Here is a 21453-nt window from a genome sequence, read left to right as displayed (position 1 = left end):
CCAAAATTAAATAAAGTTATGCCATATGCAAAATATAAATGAAGAATATCAACGAATTTGTCTCCGTTCTCGAGCATATTGCATTACATTGGCAGGAGGTCGCTCATTGTCCAATTCGGCCGCCATAAATTCCATATAGGGCCATACATGTTCATAATATTTCCGTAAGCCAACACACAAATAATTCAATCCCGGTTCTCCATCGGGTGTACGAATAATCCTATTTTTAGGACATTCTCCATTGCAAAGGTCCAGATAAGGACATTCCCGACATTGGCGAGGAAGCATATCCCGCTTTGCGTTACCAAATCGAATTTGACGCTCCGACAACATCATCGAAACCAACGTATCTGTTTTTATATTTCCCAATCTATATTCTGGAAAAACAAAATGGTCACAAGCATATACATCCCCATTATGCTCCATCGCAGCCGCATGCCCACATGTCCTGCCAAAGATACAAACACCCGGAGCCTGACCTACCATTCCGGCGAGAGTAGCATCAAACATTTGGACATAGTATTGTCCAACATCTTGTATAACCCACTCGTCAAAAATATCACAATAAAACTGCCCAAAATCTTCAGCCTTTACACACCAAGGGGGCATCTCAGCATTTTCGGTCTCATCGGGAGGAAGAAGTTCCAGCCCGTCATCTCGGTCACCCCAACGCTCTACGACCGGAGAAAACTGCATATAATGACTCCCTATCTCCTTAAAAAAACGATATGTTTCTACCGGATAATGTACATTATAGTCGTTAATCACCGACAAGGTATTAAACTCCACATTATGTTTTTGCAATAATTCTATTCCCCTCATTACTCGAGAGAATGTCCCTCTTCCGCCTTTATCTTTACGATAACGGTCATGTATGTGTTCCGGGCCATCAATGGATATCCCGACTAAAAAATTATTGTCTTTGAAAAAACGACACCATTCATCATTCAACAATATACCGTTGGTCTGAATCGAATTTGCGACAAGACGACCTCCAGTATACTTTTTCTGATATAAAATCGCTTTTTTGTAAAAATCTATCCCCCTTAACAATGTCTCTCCTCCATGCCAAGTAAAAAGAACTTCAGGAGTTGTCTGCGAATGTATATACTCATCTGTAAATTTTTCCAGCAAATCCTCTGTCATCCGGTTTGTCTTCCGTTCCCGATACAATTCTTCTTTTTCAAGATAGTAACAATAGCTGCAATCCAGATTGCACAATGCTCCTACCGGTTTAGCCATGACATACAAAGGATAACTGAGTGGATTATATGCGATTGTCTTTCCCATAAATTCTATATTATGAAGTAAAGATATAACAAAAGAGACTTTTATTCAAATGTTCTCCCGTTTTTATTCGTTCTTTGTTTTACTGTCATATCGCCCAAATCGGCATATAAACTGCAATACGATATAGCAAATATTGCGACCATACGTCAAGTTTTTGATATAAGAGAACTCAATTCTCAATGATTTCAAAGATTATCTTGATAACCTACATTACTCCTATATTCCTAAAATCAATTTTCGCCAGTTTTGAAAATATACACTAATACCTTATCCTATACCCCCGGCTACCTTCCCCAGATGGAGGCCCCATACGATACCCTTCTTTATGTCTATTAGGTCTGCTATCTTGCTTCACATCAGAATTACGTCTTCCGCCCATTGCATTGAAACGATACGAAAACTGCAACATGCAATAACTAGTCAGCGTATTATATTCCATATCTTGAATATAATTGCCTGTTACACTTCGAGAAATGCTGCTTCTTTGTTGTAATATATCATATATTTTAAACATGAGAGTTGCATTTTTCCCTTTCAAAAATTGCCAAGAAGCTTGTGCATTCCATAACATCTGGTTCTTATCATATCCACTCGAATATCCCTTATTTCCAGAATAGTCAAAATTAGTTCCAATATCTATACTACATGGCAGATGCAAACTCCCATCAAAACTTCCTCCGTACGTCATAATATCCTGTGAATTCTGCCCTGGCAGGGAATTTCCCGTACGCGAATAATAATAATTACCTCTCAAACCTATATCAAACCAGTCAGTACGATATGTAATCCCTGCACTCTCGCGTACATTAAAAGTTCTGGATACATTTCGCTGGCTATCTCCATCCTTTTTTAAGGTCACAAAACCTATATTATTGTTATACCCTAAATTAGTAAAACTATTTATTTGAAATTTTTTATTTTTCAACGGAGTATTATACATAAATGAAGCACTCATATTCCAGACACCATTTACATTTACCGGCATTGTCGTCTGCCCTCCAGTCTCTGAGTTATAAGTTGTTTTATTTACAATACTATTTGTCGTAAATCCCCCACTCATATAAGCCATTATAGATTGCTGATTTTCAGGCTTAAAAGAATTGAATCGGAGTTGCATATTATTCTCATATGAAGGAGAAAGGCTTGGATTACCAGTCCTAATTCGTAGTGGATCTGTTATGTTGGATACCGGTTGCAATTGACTAATTGAGGGTTGCCGAGTACGGCCCCGATAATCGAATCGCAAATTGTTCCGTTTATTCATTCGATATATAAGAAATAAATTAGGCGACACATTCACAACCGTCCGAGAAGGAACTGTCCGTGCCGTATCTATCAAATTTTCAGATTCAGACCGAGACGGATCAACATTCACTCCTATACTATATATATATTTTTCTTTTACTGTTTTAAAATTAACTCCTGCCCGCTGAGATTGAAAAGTGTTACGGAAACTATTGCTATATGCAGAGTCAATTTTAGCTTCATTCATCAAATCATAAGCAAAACGGTCTGCATTATTAAAATTATATTTATATTCATACGAAAACGTCAAAAAACTACTTTTAAATATTGGCTCGATATAAGATACTGTGGCTCGATAAGTCCCTCCCCAAACTTTATTTTGTGTAGTCTGGTCTACAGTATCTTTACGGCCCAACCGATACAGATTATTGATACTATAATTCATACCGTCCTCATCTGTTCGATTGATATCATATCCAAAATTAATACTGAGCTGACGACCTTTTTTACGCTTAAATTTACGGTTAACTGTCAAACGTCCACTGGCTTGAAAAGAATGACCATCACCAGAAGTTCGCCCTAAAGTGCTATTGACACTATCCCGTTCTGCATTTCCTGCCAATGTTGCAGACTCATTAGATGCATGGTATGAAGATTTATTATAACTGAAATTAGGCATAAATTCTATTGTAGACAAACTATCCAACTCCCAATGCATTCGGAAATTTACCCCCAAATTATGGCTCTTTATTCTATTTCTCTGCTCAGAGTTATCATAAGAAGTACTATCTGCAAAAAGATTTTGTCGCTGGCTTTTGTTCCAGGAATCTTGATCAGAAAAAGCTAACGATACATCACCACCGACCCTAAACTTATCACTTTTCCCAGCATTAAAATTCGTTCCGGCAAACCAAGATGTGTTGATTCCTCCTCCTGCTCCGCCAAATCCTCCCGAATATCGACCCGAACCAAAATCCCCAACACCCATATTATTGGTATTATTCCCATTCGTCAAAAGAGAAAATTGACTTTCATTTACCATCCGATTCAGCATTCCATTAAACAAATATCGGTTTTGCGTCCCGTAACCTCCTTCTGCCGAACCAAACCAGCCCTTTTTCATCCCTTTTTTTATCGTCAGATTAATGACTTTTTCGTCCTCTCCGTCGTCAACTCCAGTCAATCGAGCAAGATCTGATTTCCTATCGATCACCTGAAGTTTATCTACGATATCTACGGGCAAATTTTTAGATGCAACTTTAGGGTCATTCGTGAAAAATTCTTTACCGTCTACCAGAATTTTTTTTATTTCTTTTCCCCCAGCTGTAATTTTACCATCTGAATCTACCTCAACCCCCGGCAATTTTTTCAACAAATCTTCTACAACAGCATTAGGTCTCGTTTTATAAGAATCTGCATTATATTCGATTGTATCCTCTTTCGTTACAATTTCCGGGACTTTCCCAATTATAACCGCTTCTTTTAATAAAATACCAGAAGGATTCATGGCTACGGTTCCTACATTAACCCACCGGTTTTGTGATGTAATACTCACATTTTTACACACAGCTTCATATCCCAAAAACGACAAAGAAACGATATATCTCCCCGGATTCAAATTCCGGATTCTAAATTTCCCTATTGAATCGCTTGTGGCAAAAGATACCAATGCACTGTCTTTGGCGGCCAAAAGTCTTACTGACACCTGTTCTAAAGGAATCTCCTCCTCTGCGTCTTTTACAATTCCCCAAAGCCCCCCCTTTTTATTTGAGGTTTGAGCAACCATGTCAACAAAACTTATAAGAAAAAATAATAGCAATAGCTTATTGCGGTGCATAAATAAAAATTTCATATTTTGACTTGAATTTAAAAGAAAGGTTTAAAAGAGCCCTGACTATTTACATATTTTAATTAAAAACTCTCTAAAATAGAAATACAGCCTTTTTTTGTTATTTTTATAGTTACCTTCTTCGATACATTCATATTATGTTCCTATATTTGCGATTTATTTCATACTTCAAATATATCAACAAGAAAGCTATATGATGAAAGACTTTATAAAGATTCTGATGCGCTTCGTGCCACCTTACAAAAAGTATCTTTTCTTAAATATTTTTTTCAACATTTTATCTACCATATTAAGCTTATTCTCTTTTGCATTACTCATACCTATTCTCGAAATCTTATTCAAAATAAAAGAATCGACATATACGTATATGGAGTTTGGTAGTGCATCATTCAAAGATGTCTTTGTAAACAACTTCTATTATTATATATCCCAACAAATCAATCAGTACGGAGGAGGGTCTGCATTGATGATCCTGGGAGCCGGTCTGGTTTTCATGACTTTCCTGAAAACAGGAACAAGTTACTTAAGTTCTTATTTTATGATTCCTATCCGGTCGGGAGTAGTACGAGACATTCGTAACTACGTTTTCAAAAAAGTTGTGAGTCTCCCTATCGGTTTTTTCACTACTGAACGTAAAGGTGACGTCATGGCTCGTATGACAGGCGATGTCGCCGAGATAGAAAACTCTATCATGTCCTCACTTGATATGATGTTCAAAAATCCCATTATGATTATTGTATACTTAACCACAATGTTCCTGTTAAGCTGGCAATTGACTCTATTTGTACTCATTTTATTGCCATTCAGCGGATATATTATGGGGAAAGTAGGGAAAACTCTAAAACGGAGCTCATTTGAAGCACAACAACAATGGGGCATCTTAATGTCCCAAATAGAAGAGACTCTCGGAGGATTGCGCATTATTAAAGCATTCAATGCCGAACCTAAAATCAAAGGACGATTCTTTAAAGCCAACCAACGATTCTTTAAACTTACCAACCGTATCAGCCGCCGTCAGGCTTTAGCTCACCCTATGAGTGAATTCTTAGGGACTCTTACCATTGCTATCGTATTATGGTTCGGGGGATCATTGATACTTAGTGGGCATAGCTCCATTACAGCAGCGTCGTTTATATACTATTTGGTTATTTTTTACAGTATTATCAACCCTGCAAAAGAATTTTCTAAAGCTGCCTACGCTGTACAAAGAGGATTGGCATCCATGCAACGAGTAGATATAATCTTATCTGCTCAAAACCCTATACAAGATCCGGAAAAGCCTGTAGTGAAACAAGAAATGAACCATCAGATAGAATATAGAAACATATCTTTCAAATATCAGACCGACTGGGTATTGAAAAACGTTTCCATTACTATACCCAAAGGACAAACTGTTGCATTAGTCGGCCAATCAGGATCAGGAAAATCTACAATGGCAGACCTTCTCCCTCGTTTCTATGATGTTGAAGTAGGTGGCATATACATCGACGATGTAAACATTAAAGACATGAAAGTATACGATTTACGTTCCATGATGGGAAATGTAAATCAAGAAGCAATTTTATTTAATGACTCATTCTACAACAATATTACATTCGGTGTAGAAAACGCCACTATGGAACAAGTTATTGAAGCTGCCAAAATTGCAAATGCCCACGATTTCATCATTGCAACAGAGGACGGATACAACACGAATATCGGGGACCGAGGTTGCCGCCTCTCCGGTGGACAGCGGCAACGAATAAGTATTGCCCGTGCCATTTTAAAGAATCCTCCAATACTGATATTGGATGAAGCCACATCGGCATTAGACACCGAATCGGAACGACTGGTTCAGGAAGCTTTGGAAAATTTAATGAGAAACCGCACTACAATTGTCATAGCACACCGCTTGTCTACGATAAAAGATGCTCACAAAATTTACGTTATGCACGAAGGGGAAATTGTCGAAAGCGGCACTCATTCAGAACTTATGGCTCTCAATAAATACTATAAAAAATTAGTCGACATGCAAAAAGTTTAATTATTACTTTTCTCATTTCAAAAGAACAACTTTTGCTTCGTCGTTACTTACATCAGGCATTGTTCTCCCGATATTAGCACCAATGAAAGTCGGATCACATACTAAATAACGGATACCATTCACTAAAAGATAATCTCCTGGAATATCAGTTTTAAAATGGACCGCTGTAGCCAAATGACCGGGATAATACAATAATACAACATCCAATCCCATCAAGTCTCGGACTAACCGAGAATACAAAATCGCTCTGTCTTCACAATCACTATATGGATAATAAATAGTCTCATCAGCAAAAAAAGGTCTATCACCTCCCCATATTTTATCATCATAACCATATGTAAATGCTGTTTGTACAAAATTTATCAATATATTGGCAGCTTCTTGTTCACTTTTCCCTACTATAGCATTTTTTAGTATTGGATATAAAATATCCTGAACATTTCGGCTTAATACAGTATTTGCATAAAACTGCCATTTAGTTGTAACATCATTATTGATGAACGATTGAGGATAGGTATTAAAAAAATCTATTAAATTTTTATTGGACACTACCGAAACAGATACATCAGGATATCTCTTGGATGCTAGTTTCCGCACTGGAGTCGGAGACAATGTAAATTTCTGTTCTTTTCCTATCTCTAATGATAAAGATTGTTCTTGAGGATAAACCTTATTACAAATAAAAAGTCTTTCTTCTTTACATTCTAACGGATAAAATTTTTCACCCTCTATTAAAAAATAAGACATCTTATATATTCCATGACGACTGGCAACGAGTAAATATAATTTATTTGTTGCTGACCGAGCAATTCTCATTTTATACCCTGACTGATTATATAAAAAAGCCTGAAACAAAGTTGCTTCATTTGTTTTTCCTCCATAAAAAGTAACAGCTAATTCACCTAACATCTGCAAATAGGCCCAATCACACAAACTCAACTGTGCACGAATATTCAGACAATCTCTAAGGACATTATTGTATTTCTCTTGTGACAAAATATTCCATACATCAGCTACTCCATCTTCGTCAACCTTTTGCAATGTAAACTTATCATCATTCGATAATCGAACTTTACACTTGGTTCCAAAAAAAGAAAAATCAAACCATTCTTCTTTCGGTAGATTTATTTCAGGAATAGTAACCAAAGGCTTGGGTTGTTCTATCTTAACCGGTGTAGGAATAACTTCTTTATAAGGAAGCTGCTTATCTTCAGGTTTTGTATTTATTTCTTTTTCTGGAATTATTACAGGAGGTTTCGGATGGTCCGGAATCTTAGGAATAGGAATCTTAGGCTGAGCTTTATAAGATATCCATGCTTCTCGCATAAATAAGGCATAATTATCATTCGCCTTTTTTCTAAAATCACTGTATTCTTTAAAAGCTTCTTTACTAAAAGCTTCAAATTCTTTCATTAAATCGTCTCTATTTTGTGCCTGCATACTTAAAAACAAAATAAAGATGATGCTACTCATAAGAAATCTTTTCATGATAAAAATCATTTTAAACAACTTCTACAGAATTTTATATTATATAATGATAAATTCCTAACAAAAGTATATTTATTTTGCCAATAAAATAATACTTTTATATAATAGTAATCCTAAAATAAGTTACATACATTCAGAATAAATTTCAAGTAATAAAATCATATTGCATTTTCATAAAAAAGAAATATCTTTGTATCGGATAAAGTATTATCAAATGAAACAAGCAGTGAAATATATAATCATTTCTGTTCTGGCTCTTCTCCCAATAAGTGCAGCCATAATGGCATATACTGCTTCGTCTCAACTTTCAATACATAATCCCTGTCATACTGAGTGCCATCATTCTGATAATGGAAAAGACATGGCTATTCTGAACATTTTATCGGTTCAGACGCCCTATATTGTTACATCACAAGAGAACCCAATTAATTTTTTAGTTCGCTCAGTTTCTAAAAATAACTTTTCATTTCAATATAAACAGGATTTACTATGTACAAACTTAAATTTGTTTGTAACATATAAAAATGTACGTAATTATTTATCTCAACTTCTTTCACAAAGGCATAGTAAAGGGCACTACCAATATACTCTATGCCAAATGAGAATTTAGCAATTTGTTTATATTCATCTGATATTTCGATTTTATATATATCCATAAAATCTGAAATAAGGGTAATTGTGTCCGATTTCAAATTCGTAGGAGACAACATATCAATTTTATGGTACCCTTTCTTTATTTAAAAACAAATATGTCTATATAAAGGCACTTATAACCAAATTACTAAAAACTCAAATATTATGAACTCAGAAATTGTATATAAAAAAGGCATCTCAATCAGTGGTATTATATTACTTATTATCGGTATAGTTACCGTTTATTCCGAAACTTTTTTCACTGAATCACAATCATCTATACGCATGGCTTTAATGTTTTTCGGAGCCATTATCTTTATGGCAGGTTTAGTAAAAGTGCTCATGGGTAAAAAATATATCGTACACAAAGAATCGGGAAGCCGTGTTACTAACTATAACTTATTTTTTGACTCAAATGAAATAAACCGCCTTCAAAACATATTGGATGGAAAACAATTTGATAGTATTCCTAAATTAAAACCTGCAGACGGAAATAAAGCAGGGGTTAAGCTTGATTTATTCATCTCCGATGACAAAAAATTTGCTGCAGCTCAGGTATTCCAATTTATCCCCTTTAAATATGAACCAGCCGGAGAACAAAAGACTTTCTATGACAATGATGCTCAACTATTAGCAAATTATATTCCAAATCAAAAATAAGAAAAATATCTGATAAATTTAACCTCATCCAACTAAGTCGGATGAGGTTTTTTATTATCTTTACAAAACATAAATTGCTTTTACCCCAAATGGATAAATCTGAAAGAGAAAAAGTAATAAAGCTCATCCGTCGTGAAGTTATACCTGCGATAGGCTGTACGGAGCCCATGGCTGTAGCATTATGTGTTGCAAAGGCCACCGAGATACTTGAAAAACGTCCAGAGCAAATAACCGTTTTTTTAAGTGCCAATATTCTAAAAAATGCAATGGGTGTAGGAATACCCGGAACAGGAATGATAGGATTACCTATAGCAATAGCATTAGGTGCTCTTATCGGGAAATCTAAATATCAATTGGAAGTTTTGAAAGACTGTACCCCATCAGATGTAAAACAAGGTCAAAAAATAATTGATTCTAAAAGCATACAAATATATTTAAAAGAAAATATTTCCGAAAAATTATATATAGAAGCCTTCTGCAAATCCGGTGAAAACAGTTCGTCCGCTATCATTTCTGGTACCCATACAAACTTTGTTTACTTGCAGAAAGACAATAAAATATTACTTGACAAGCAATATAGCAGTCATCTCCCGACAGAAGGTGAAATAGTCTCCCTGAATCTAAAAAAGGTTTACGAATTTGCAACAACAACCCCCATTGAAGAAATCCGTTTTATCCTCGAATCGGCCCAACTAAACAAAGCTGCAGCCGAACAATCTTTTAAAGGAAATTTCGGACATGGACTGGGAAAAATTTTAACGGGGAAATTCGAAAACGAAGTTATGGGAAAAAGTATTTTCTCCCACATACTTTCTTTTACCTCAGCAGCATGTGACGCTCGCATGGCAGGGGCCATGATACCTGTAATGAGTAATTCAGGGAGTGGCAATCAGGGCATTGCAGCGACACTGCCAGTTGTCATTTATGCAGAAGACAACAAATTACCTGAAGAACAACTAATTAGAGCTTTGACTCTGAGTCACCTTACTGTAATCTACATAAAACAAAGCCTGGGATATCTATCCGCCCTATGTGGCTGTGTCGTTGCAGCAACCGGCTCAAGTTGCGGAATAACTTATTTAATGGGAGGCGATTATTCTAAAATTACTTACGCTGTCAAAAACATGATAGCCAATCTTACAGGTATGATTTGTGACGGTGCTAAGCCGAGTTGTGCTTTAAAACTGACAAGTGGGGTTTCTACGGCTATACTCTCAGCTCTATTAGCCATCGAAAATAAATGTGTAAGTTCGGTAGAGGGAATCATAGATGAAGATGTAGATAAGAGTATTCATAACCTCACTCAAATAGGCTCTCAAGGTATGGAAGAAACCGACAAATTAGTTTTAGACATCATGACTCACAAATGTTAGTGCTTACACCTTTCTCTCTTTTAATATATTTTACTTTCAATATTAAAAATCATCCTATTAAAAACAAATTGAGATAAAAGCGTGTTTATGTAAGAAACGTAAGGCTACCGGAAAAAACGCATCATTCTCCGCTCCTGTTTTTTAGGAACAGGGTTCCCTTATGTTACGTTTTTTGTTAATAAATAGATTATAAACATTTAAACACTTCTTACATGGAACACGTTCATTTAAAAACGGGCTGGAAAACAGTATTGGCTCTCCTGGCCAGTCTGTTCTTCGTATTGGATATATCTGCCCAGGAAATTACAGTACAGGGTACAGTCAAAGATACGTATGGCGAACCGGTTACTGGAGCAAATGTCATCGTAAAAGGAAAAACACACGGAACGATAACAGATATTGACGGCCGTTATCGTATCGAAACTCCTTCTGATGGTATTCTCACATTTTCATTTGTCGGATATAACAGCCAGGAAATACCTATTAATAACCGAACTCAAATCGATGTAATCTTAAAGGAAAATGTCATCTCTTTAGGTGAGGTTGTCGCCATCGGATACGGTACCGTAAAAAAAAGCGACGCTACCGGTGCAGTCACAACCGTAAAACCGGATGATATAAACAAAGGAATGGCTACTTCAGCCCAAGACCTGCTGGTCGGTCAGACTCCCGGTGTGGTAGTTACCATTAATGGGGGGAAACCGGAAGGAGGAGGAGACATCCGTATACGTGGAGGTTCATCTTTAAATGCAACCAATGACCCTCTTATTGTCATCGACGGTGTACCCGTTGACAATTCCGGAGTCACCGGAATGTCCAATCCTTTAAGCATGATTCCCCCCGACAATATAGAATCTTTCACTATACTAAAAGATGCTTCGGCTACTGCTATATACGGATCGAGAGCCTCAAACGGAGTTATTATTATTACTACAAAAAAGGGAATGAGCGGTAAGCCACAAATCAACTTCAATGCAAATGTATCTGTAAGTACTCCCCATCGAAGAGTAGGAGTATTAGACGCTTCCGAATTTAGAGGAATTATAGCCGAAAAATTAGGAATGAATAGTCAAGCATATGGTTTATTAGGAGATAGTAATACAAAATGGCAAGATGAGGTTATCGGAACACGTGTAAGTTCAGACTATAATCTAAGTGTCGGTGGACAATTAAAAATGATTCCGTACCGGGTATCTGCAACATATACCAATCAGAACGGTATATTAAAAACCTCATCTATGGACCGTACTACTGCATCTATCTCTTTGACCCCCAAATTTTTCAATAATACTCTGAGTATCAATGCCAATGTAAAAGGTCTATATATTCGAAATCAATTTGCTGACGAAGCTGCTATTGGAGGCGCTGTCAGTTTCGACCCCACTCAACCGGTAAAAGTTCCCGGACAAGAAATCGGGAACGGATATTTTATGTGGTTACAACCGGGAACCAATGCCGTTATCGGAATTGCTCCTCTCAATCCTGCATCTCTCATCGATGACCGTTCAATGAAAGCGAATGTATGGAGGAGTATTGGCAATTTACAAATCGATTATATCATGCCATTCTTACCTGAATTAAGGGCTAATCTCAACTTGGGGTATGATGTGTCGAAGAGTACACAACATAATAAAATGTTTCCAAACTCCCCGATTACTTATAAAGAAAACAAGAAACTGGGGTTAGGACAAGATGAGAAATTATCGCAACTGAAACGGAACCAACTACTCGACTTTTACCTAAATTACAAAAATCATTTTAAAGAGATACGAAGTGATTTGGACATAATGGCAGGATATTCATGGCAACGATTCTATAAAGACGGTGCAACAAACACTCTTCTTATGCCAGACGGAGAACCCTGGTATTACAAAGGATATGCCGACCATTTACAATTACTTTCTTTCTTCGGACGTATAAATTACACGTTTCAGGACACTTATTTATTGACATTCACCCTTCGTGGAGACGCAACATCCCGTTTCTCAAAGGATAATAGATGGGGTACTTTCCCGGCTCTTGCCCTTGGCTGGAAAATCATAAACGAACCATTCATGCAAAAAGCAACTAACTTTATGAATGAATTTAAACTACGTTTAGGCTACGGTATTACCGGTCAACAAGATATAAGTGATAATTATTTCCCATATTTGCCCCTTTATTCTTTGGGCTTCCCTACAGCTTCATATCCCTTCGGAGACGTATATTACAATACTTTACGGCCGAATGGATATGACCCCAATATTAAATGGGAAGAAACTACAACATATAATATAGGTATCGATTTTGGATTTTTAAATAACAGAATCAGTGGTTCTCTTGATTATTATTATCGCAAAACGAACGATCTGATAAGCCGGATTCCCGTTCCCGCCGGTTCAAATCTTACGAACGAAATCTATACTAATATCGGTAGTCTACGCAATGAGGGTATAGAGTTCGGCATTAATGCCAAACCGATTGTGAATAACCGTGTTCAATGGGATATCGGATTCAATATAGCATGGAATTCCAACAAGATTACCAAACTAAACAAAAGCAATGACCCTGATTACTATATACCCGTAGGCGGTATAAGCGGAGGTACAGGAAACACCGTACAAGCCCACAAAGTCGGATATCCGGCATTCAGTTATCTATTATATGAACAAGTTTATGATCAAGAAGGTAAACCGATAGAAGGCCTGTATGTAGATAGAAATGGCGACGGAATCATCGATGAAGCAGACAAACGGTTGTATAAAAGCCGTGATCCTAAAGTCGTAATGAGTATAACATCCAAGGTAGATTTTTTCAATTTCGACTTTGGCATTGCTCTCCGTGCTAATTTAGGAAACTATGTATATGACAATGTTCTATCAAACAATTCCAGCTACTCGGCAATATATAACAGTGCCGGATATTTAAATAATTTGGTAAGGCGGGGTACCAAATTCCAGAATCCTCAATATATGAGTGATTATTATTTAAAAAATGCCGGATTCCTACGTTGTGACAATATTACGTTAGGATACACATGGAATAATTTGTTGCAAGATAAACTAAAGTTACGATTATACGGAGCTGTACAGAATCCTTTTGTTATAACAAAATATAAAGGTCTCGATCCGGAAGTGTTCTCGGGCATCGACAACAATGTCTATCCCCGGCCTACTACTTACTTGCTGGGTGTCATTATTACTTATTAACAATCTAAAAACTGAGAAATATGAAAACAACCTTATATAAATGGTTCGCTTTAAGTCTATTGGCCGGCACATTCTCCTTAACGTCCTGTTTGGGAGACTTGGACCTAAAACCTATTGACGAGAATATTATCCAAGGATCTGATTTCAAGAATCATCCTGAATATTATATAGAACAGCTGGCTAAAGTTTATGCAGGACTGGCCGTATCAGGTCAAGAAGGCCCCGCCGGGAAACCCGATATCGAAGGGTTTGACGAAGGAATGGCCCAATATCTTCGTGCATATTGGAATCTGCAAGAATTACCGACCGATGAAGCTCTTTTAGGATGGAATGATGCCGGAGTCCCCGAGTTAAGCACCATAAAATGGTCTTCATCCAACGGATTCATCTATGTCATGTATAGCCGTATATTCTTCCAAATCGCCCAATGCAACGATTTTCTAAGAACAACTACGCCTGAAGCTCTTGCAGAAAATAATGTCTCTGATGAATTGGCTCAAAATATCTCCAAATATCGTTCAGAGGTGCGGTTCTTAAGGGCTCTATCTTACTGGCACGCTATAGACTTATTCGGAAATGTAGCCTTCGTCACAGAGAATGACAAGATTATGGAAGCCCCTAAACAGCGACCAAGAGCTGAGATATTTAATTTTCTTCTAAGCGAATTGGACGCTATCGAAGGGGATATTCCTTTACAGCCCGAATACGGTCGTGCCGGCCGCGGGGCTTTATGGATGCTACGAGCCAAATTATATCTAAATGCTGAAATATACACTGGAACAAAGATGTATACCGAATGTGCCAATACTTGCCAACAAATAATAGGGCAATATGGAGCCGGTGCCACACACGGCTTAGCTCCAACGTATAAGTTTTTGTTTTGTGCAGATAACGACCAGTTTGCCCGAGGAGGAGCCCAAGGTGAAATTCTGATGGTAATACCTTACGACCGCGACCGTACCCGGACTTATGGGGGGACAATGTATCTTACAATCGGAGCCTACGGTGGTGAAATGGTAAAAGAAGATTACGGTGTAAACGACGGATGGGGAGGCCCTCGCTCCACCTCCACCTTAGTACAAACAATCTCTACCTCTGACGACCGTTATGCATTCTTTGGTGAAGGAGCAAATATCGAAAACACCGACTTTAGTAATTTCCAAGATGGTTATGCAGTCACCAAATTTACCAATTTACTCTCTACAGATTGGGAAAATACCGGAAAACGGGCATACCCTTATCCTGATACTGACTTCCCCATTTTCCGGTTAGCCGACACTTATCTGATGTATGCAGAATGTGCTTACCGAGGATATGCTGACCAAAATTTGGGATTTGCATACATGAATTACATACGGGAAAGAGCCCATGTAACACCTTATTCGTCTATCGCAGACATAGACTTGAACGAAATCAGAGACGAAAGAATGAGAGAATTATACTGGGAAGGACATCGCCGCACTGATCTCATACGTTTCGGAGAATTTACTTCAGGTACCTATTTATGGCCGTGGAAAGGCGGAGTTCTCGGAGGGAAATCTGTCGATATAAAATATAATTTATATCCTATTCCAGCAAAAGAAATTGCGGCCAATCCTGGCACTCAACAAAATTATGGTTATTAATATCAATTTTTAAGATATGAATAAGATTATAAAATATTTCTCCCTGCTCATCATTTTATCTTTGGGAACTATAAGCTGCAATGATGACAAATCTCCGGTATACGAGCTAAAAAGCACCCCGGTTATTACTCCGCTTGAAAATCCCATGCTCGTCCTCAATGAGGCTAGTGCCGGTTTTATAGCAGAAACCTTTTCCTGGAGTAAAGGCGATTACGGATTTTCTGCCGCACCTTTATATGTACTACAAGCAGATAATGACCCTTCATTTCCTGACCCTATAAATCTGGCAGAATCAACGCAAAACTATGTTTCCGTTACTGTCGATAAGCTCAATACCGCAGCGACAATTTTAGGAGCCCAGCCGGGAATACCGTTCGAGACATACATTCGCCTGCAAGCCAGATTGACCAACAATAACGTAGTTTACTCATCGTCGACTGATTTGCAAGTAAGCACTTATCCAACAGTTATCATCTATCCCAAACTTTATGTTCCAGGTTCCTACCAAGGATGGGATATCGCCAATGCACCGACTCTTGTTTCGTATCGGATGAACAATAAATACGAAGGTTTTCTAAATTTGACAGATGCAAGCAATCCGAATGCGCCTATTACATTTAAACTGACATCTCAACCCGCATGGGGACAAGGAAATGAGTACGGAAGTGGCGGAGGCCCAGGAACATTGGCCCTCAAAGGAGGAGATATTTCTATATCTCCTCAAGGGTATTATCTAATGAATGTGGATTTGAATACACTGACTTATACGGCAACACAAATAACAGAAATAACTGTATATGGCCCGTCTGCCGAAGAAGAAACAGAGTTTATTTATAATCCGGCTACACAAAGCTGGGAAACTACCATTTCACTAACCCAAGGGAATATCTCATTTCGTATAAACAGAAACTCAAATTTCAATTATGGAGACAATAATAAAGACGGATTTTTAGAAAAAAATTCAGTTGTCAACATTGAAGAAAATGGTATTTATAAAATAAATCTTTTCTTAGAAGAAGTTCCTTGCAGATACGAATTTATCAAACAATAGAGATATCTACTCTATAAAGAAAGAACCATCCTGCAATATGGGTAGGATGATTCTTTCTTTATAGAATCAGTGTTCATCAGATAAAGTAAGTTCTCCAATCAAAGAGCACTCCATATGTTCCTTTACTTCTTTAGGAGTAAGGCCGTGACCAAATAAAAACATCAATTTCGTAATTGCAGACTCTGTAGTACAATCCCCCCCACTGACGACTCCGGCTTCAGCCAATTTATTTCCAGTTCCATAGCGTTGCATTTGTACACTTCCTCCTGAACACTGGGTTACATTGACAATTACAATGCCCCTATCTACCGCATCACGCAACATATCCAGAAACCATGGCACAGTAGGAGCATTTCCAGTTCCATAAGTCTCCATTACAACCCCTTTAAGGTCCGGGATATTCAATATACACTGTACAGTCTGAGGAGTAATACCCGGGAATAATTTCAAAATGACAACATGAGTATCCATTAAGTAATGGGCCTTCAGTGGTTTCCTCAATACAGGACGATAGATAAGGCTCGCATTATATTGTATATGTACACCTGCACGAGCCAACGCCGGATAATTTATAGAACGGAAAGCATTAAAATTTTCAGCACTTATCTTGGACGTGCGGTTTCCTCTCATCAAATGATTTTGAAAAAAAATACATACTTCAGGAACTATCGGTACTTCACTCTCTTTTGCTGCGGCAATTTCGATAGCCGTTATTAAATTTTCTTTTCCGTCAGTCCTCAACATACCAATAGGAAGCTGAGACCCCGTAAGAATAACCGGTTTATCCAGATTTTCAAGCATAAAACTTAATGCCGAAGCTGTATAGGCCATTGTATCCGTACCATGCAAAACAACAAAGCCATCAAAAAGATCATAATTATCAGCAATAATACGAACCAATCGACACCAACAATTCGGGTCTATCTCCGAAGAATCTATTGGAGGATTAAATTGTATTGTAGATATGGAAAAACCCAACTGCTTCAATTCCGGTACATTATCCAATAAATGGTCAAAGTTGAAAGGCTCCAATATACCCGATTCGGGATTCTCAACCATACCAATAGTCCCACCAGTATAAATGATAAGCACGGAAGTTCTTGTATCCATTCTTTAATATTATTATTTCAATAGCAAAAGTACAAAATAACAGCTACAATTTACACATTACAGCCCTTAAAATGAAACAAAAAACAGAATTGCTTACCGATAAAGCTAACAAAAAGAAAATTAAGGTTATTTTTTTGTTCCTGATTTTTCTGCCAGTACTTGAGCTCGAGACTTACTTTGAGTTACGATATATACACCAGAAAAGACAAGAACGCCCGCAATACCTTTTACCAGACCAAAAGTATCCAACCCAATAAGAACAGCAACAAAAGAAGCAACCAATGGCTGTACATAATTATACATACTCAAAGTCGTAGGACGTAAGTTTTTTTGCCCTATCGGAACCAATAAATAAGACAAGAATGTTGCAAATAAAACGACATATCCGATACGCCACCATGCATCCGGCACAAGAGATGCATAATCGACACTCACAACATCTTTATATAAGACCGGAAAACAAGCTATTGTCCCATAAAGAAATAGCCACTTCATAATAGTCACAGGAGAATATCTCGATATAAGATCCTTGAATACAGTAAGATATATTGCAAAAGAAAAACAACTGATAAGGCATAACAGATTGCCCCACATATTACTTTCACCTGCCACTCCATGATGACTCGAAGAAATCAATAAAATAGCACCCGACATACCTACAACGACTCCTATTACTTTCGTCCAAGTAATAGGTTCCTTTAAGTACATTGCTGATACAATCATTGTAATTATCGGGGCCGTTGTAGCAACAATAGCTGCATCTATCGGAGCGGTCATTGCCAATCCCCGCAAAAACAAAATTTGATTGAACATCACTCCAAAGAAAGCAGCCCAAAACAACAACCACAGGTCCCGTTTTGAGACTTTCTCCCGTTTGCAAAAAAGAGAAACCAGCCAAAAAGCCAAGCATGCTCCTACCAACCGAAAATAGTTCAATGCCCCTGCCGGCAAATACCCCGGCATNCATTCGCGGACAATAATGAAATATGCCCCCGCCATTTTCCTGCATCCATTATCTTCCAATTAAAAAACGCCACAAAGTTACTATTTATTAAATAGCCAAATCAATAAAAAACGGAAAAGATTTGTTCAACTTCTTTATTCATACAAAAATTAAACAGCTAATTATAAATTAACACAAAAATGTCACTTTTGTAGGTAGATTGAGATTTTTTATATAATATTGCAGTGTGAATTCGTAAAATTAACGACAAAAGCAATGAGAATTAACTATTCCCATATTCATATTTCTACATTAACCCACACTACCCCTTAGGGGGTTCAGCTTTATATCTCCACACATTAGGTTTAAATTTTATTATAAACCTCTTTCTATCAAATAGAATAACTATTTTTGTTTGTTCGTATCAACCGGTTTCAGGAGAATAAATTGGGAAACTCTTGATACTTTTATGGCTTAAAGCCTTCATTGTTTTTAGTTTAATTACAAAATAATATAATCTGATGAGAGTATTAAAATTCGGAGGGACGTCCGTCGGTTCTGTAGAAAGCATCAAGAATGTAAAAAAAATAGTAGAAGCTTGTGAAGAACCGGCAATTGTCGTTGTATCTGCATTGGGCGGCATAACAGATAAGCTAATCGATACCGCCCGTTTAGCAGGGGTTGGAAACAATGACTATTTAGAACGTTTTGAATATATCTGTGAAAGACACCACCATATCATCGATGGAGTAATTGATAATGAGAAGAAAGAAGAAGTTTTAAAAATCGTCGACTCTCTACTTGATGAATTAGGAAATATATTCAGAGGAGTATACCTAATCAAAGATTTATCAAATAAGACTTTAGATGCAATTGTCAGCTATGGTGAACGTATATCCTCCATTATTGTCAGCCGGGTAATTGACAAAGCCATACACTATGATTCCCGGCAATTTATAAAAACAAACATACAGTTCAATAAACATACTGTCGATTTCGAAATTACTAATAAGCTGGTTAAAGAAACTTTTTCGAGCATACCTAAAGTAGCTTTAGTCCCCGGATTCATATCTTCGGACAGTGGAAATGGTGACACGACAAATCTGGGTCGAGGAGGTTCTGACTATACCGCAGCAATATTAGCTTCTGCCCTCGGTGCTTCCCGACTTGAAATATGGACAGATGTAGACGGCTTCATGACTGCCGACCCGAGAGTAATAAACACAGCCTATGTCATCGAACATCTCTCCTTTATAGAAGCCATGGAATTATGTAATTTCGGGGCAAAAGTCATTTATCCTCCCACAATTTATCCGGTGTACCATAAGAATATACCGATTATTATAAAAAATACCTTCAACCCTGAAGCGCCAGGTACATTGATTACTCAAGATATAAAATCGGGAGAAGGGAAAGCTATCAAAGGAATATCCTCCATAAACGACACTTGTCTTATTACAGTAACAGGTCTTGGCATGGTCGGTGTCATAGGTATCAATTACCGGATATTTAAAGCGTTAGCTAAATCAGGAGTCAGTGTCTTCCTCGTTTCTCAGGCTTCTTCTGAAAACAACACTTCTTTTGCCGTCAGAAATGCTGACGCTGAATTAGCAGTAAAAGTCCTGAATACAGAGTTTGCCAAAGAAATTGAAATGGGTGAAATCAGTGAAATTACTGCTGAAAAAGATTTGGCTACGGTTGCTATTGTCGGGGAAAATATGAAACACACTCCGGGAATCGCCGGTAAACTCTTCAATACCTTAGGTCGTAATGGTATCAATGTTATAGCTTGCGCTCAAGGAGCTTCAGAAACCAATATTTCATTTGTCATAGAACTTGGAAGTCTCCGCAAAGCTCTCAATGTCATTCACGACTCATTCTTCTTGTCTAATGTACAAGTATTGAATATATTCATTGCCGGAATAGGGCAAGTCGGAAAAGATTTATTACAGCAAATCAAACAGCAGCAACCTCGCTTGTTGGAAGATAAATCCCTTAAATTAAATATCGTCGGAATGGCAAATTCAAAACAATGTATATTTCGGCGAGAGGGTATCTCCCTTGACACTTATGAAACAGAATTAAAAAATTCAACTGTCACGGCTTCTCCGGCAGCTATACGGGACGGAATCATCGAAATGAATATATTCAACTCGGTATTCGTCGATTGTACCGCCAGCAATGAAATTGCCGGCATTTACAAAGAACTCCTCAACCACAACGTTTCTGTAGTTGCCGCCAATAAAATAGCAGCATCTTCAGATTACGAAAAATACGCTGAACTTAAACGAATAGCTCGGTGCAGAGATGTAAAATATTTGTTCGAAACAAATGTCGGAGCCGGATTGCCTATCATTAATACAATAAACGGACTGATAAACAGTGGAGATAAAATATTAAAAATAGAAGCCGTTGTTTCCGGAACGCTTAACTATATCTTCAATGTTATCAGTGAAGACATACCATTAAGTAAAGCTATAAAAATGGCTCAAGAAGCCGGATACAGTGAACCGGACCCTCGTGTTGACCTCAACGGTCAAGATGTAATACGAAAATTAGTAATTTTGGCACGGGAAGCAGGCTATAGAGTTGAGCAAAAAGATGTAGAAAAACATTTATTTATTCCCGGTGAGTATTTTCAAGGTTCATTGGCCGATTTTTGGAAAAATATTCCGAAATTGGATGCCGAATTCGAAGAAAAACGAAAGCAGCTGGTTAAGGAAGGAAAACGATTCCGCTTCGTTGCCAAGCTCGAAAACGGGAAAACTGAAGTCAGTCTGCAACCTGTAGACAACCGACATCCATTCTATCAGTTAGAAGGCAGCAATAATGTCATTCTACTGACAACAGAACGGTATAAGGAATATCCTATGGTAATCAAAGGATACGGAGCGGGGGCTATGGTAACAGCAGCTGGTGTATTTGCCGATATTATAAGTATCGCCAATATACGCTGAAATGAATTTTTACAAACT

Annotated in this window: 12 protein-coding genes; 7 read left to right on the top strand and 5 right to left on the bottom strand. The window is 37.5% G+C overall.

Annotation, left to right across the window (positions count from 1 at the left end; genetic code table 11):
- Positions 1-48 precede the first annotated feature (48 nt).
- Together BN2628_RS12940 and BN2628_RS12935 are read right to left on the bottom strand one after the other, a co-directional pair.
- Positions 49-1290, bottom strand: a complete 1242-nt coding sequence (locus BN2628_RS12940; RefSeq protein WP_044224582.1) for an anaerobic sulfatase-maturation protein — start codon at positions 1288-1290, stop codon at positions 49-51.
- 259 nt (positions 1291-1549) lie between these two features.
- Positions 1550-4387: an outer membrane beta-barrel protein gene (locus tag BN2628_RS12935; protein ID WP_082002199.1), complete on the bottom strand. Its 2838-nt coding sequence runs from the start codon at positions 4385-4387 to the stop codon at positions 1550-1552.
- 193 nt (positions 4388-4580) lie between these two features.
- On the opposite strand from BN2628_RS12935, the gene BN2628_RS12930 reads away from it, so the two are divergent.
- On the top strand, positions 4581-6407 hold the full coding sequence (locus BN2628_RS12930; RefSeq protein WP_044225137.1) for an ABC transporter ATP-binding protein: 1827 nt from the start codon (positions 4581-4583) through the stop codon (positions 6405-6407).
- A 12-nt stretch (positions 6408-6419) separates the two neighbouring features.
- Here BN2628_RS12930 and BN2628_RS12925 read toward each other — a convergent pair whose 3' ends face one another.
- The gene (locus BN2628_RS12925; protein WP_044224586.1) at positions 6420-7895 is read right to left on the bottom strand and encodes a hypothetical protein; all 1476 of its coding nucleotides are present in this window, start codon (positions 7893-7895) and stop codon (positions 6420-6422) included.
- Positions 7896-8693: 798 nt separating this feature from the next.
- On the opposite strand from BN2628_RS12925, the gene BN2628_RS12915 reads away from it, so the two are divergent.
- The 5 genes from BN2628_RS12915 to BN2628_RS12895 all read left to right on the top strand — a co-directional run bounded on the left by BN2628_RS12915 (position 8694) and on the right by BN2628_RS12895 (position 16425).
- Positions 8694-9188 carry a hypothetical protein gene (locus BN2628_RS12915; protein ID WP_044224592.1) on the top strand — a complete coding sequence of 165 codons (495 nt, stop codon included), beginning with the start codon at positions 8694-8696 and terminating at the stop codon, positions 9186-9188.
- An 89-nt stretch (positions 9189-9277) separates the two neighbouring features.
- Positions 9278-10561 (top strand): L-cysteine desulfidase family protein, encoded by a 1284-nt coding sequence (locus BN2628_RS12910; protein ID WP_044224595.1) that lies wholly within the window; start codon positions 9278-9280, stop codon positions 10559-10561.
- Positions 10562-10773: 212 nt separating this feature from the next.
- On the top strand, positions 10774-13749 hold the full coding sequence (locus tag BN2628_RS12905; RefSeq protein WP_055097597.1) for a SusC/RagA family TonB-linked outer membrane protein: 2976 nt from the start codon (positions 10774-10776) through the stop codon (positions 13747-13749).
- Between the two features lie 20 nt (positions 13750-13769).
- Positions 13770-15374, top strand: a complete 1605-nt coding sequence (locus tag BN2628_RS12900) for a RagB/SusD family nutrient uptake outer membrane protein (RefSeq protein ID WP_055097595.1) — start codon at positions 13770-13772, stop codon at positions 15372-15374.
- Between the two features lie 16 nt (positions 15375-15390).
- Positions 15391-16425 carry a SusE domain-containing protein gene (locus BN2628_RS12895; protein WP_074024181.1) on the top strand — a complete coding sequence of 345 codons (1035 nt, stop codon included), beginning with the start codon at positions 15391-15393 and terminating at the stop codon, positions 16423-16425.
- Positions 16426-16491: 66 nt separating this feature from the next.
- Here the strand turns inward: BN2628_RS12895 and BN2628_RS12890 are convergent, their stop codons facing one another.
- Positions 16492-17535 (bottom strand): asparaginase, encoded by a 1044-nt coding sequence (locus BN2628_RS12890; RefSeq protein WP_044224600.1) that lies wholly within the window; start codon positions 17533-17535, stop codon positions 16492-16494.
- A 126-nt stretch (positions 17536-17661) separates the two neighbouring features.
- Positions 17662-18534 (bottom strand): DMT family transporter, encoded by an 873-nt coding sequence (locus BN2628_RS12885; protein ID WP_317614743.1) that lies wholly within the window; start codon positions 18532-18534, stop codon positions 17662-17664.
- A gap of 465 nt (positions 18535-18999) precedes the next feature.
- Here BN2628_RS12885 and thrA point away from each other — a divergent pair, with 465 nt between their 5' ends.
- Positions 19000-21435 (top strand): bifunctional aspartate kinase/homoserine dehydrogenase I, encoded by a 2436-nt coding sequence (thrA, locus tag BN2628_RS12880; RefSeq protein ID WP_044224605.1) that lies wholly within the window; start codon positions 19000-19002, stop codon positions 21433-21435.
- The last annotated feature ends 18 nt before the right edge of the window (positions 21436-21453 follow it).

Origin of the sequence: Gabonia massiliensis (assembly GCF_001403595.1) — a bacterium.
Lineage (GTDB): Bacteria > Bacteroidota > Bacteroidia > Bacteroidales > Coprobacteraceae > Coprobacter > Coprobacter secundus.
Note: the sequence above shows the minus strand (reverse complement) of the source record. Positions and strands in the feature narration are given on the sequence as shown.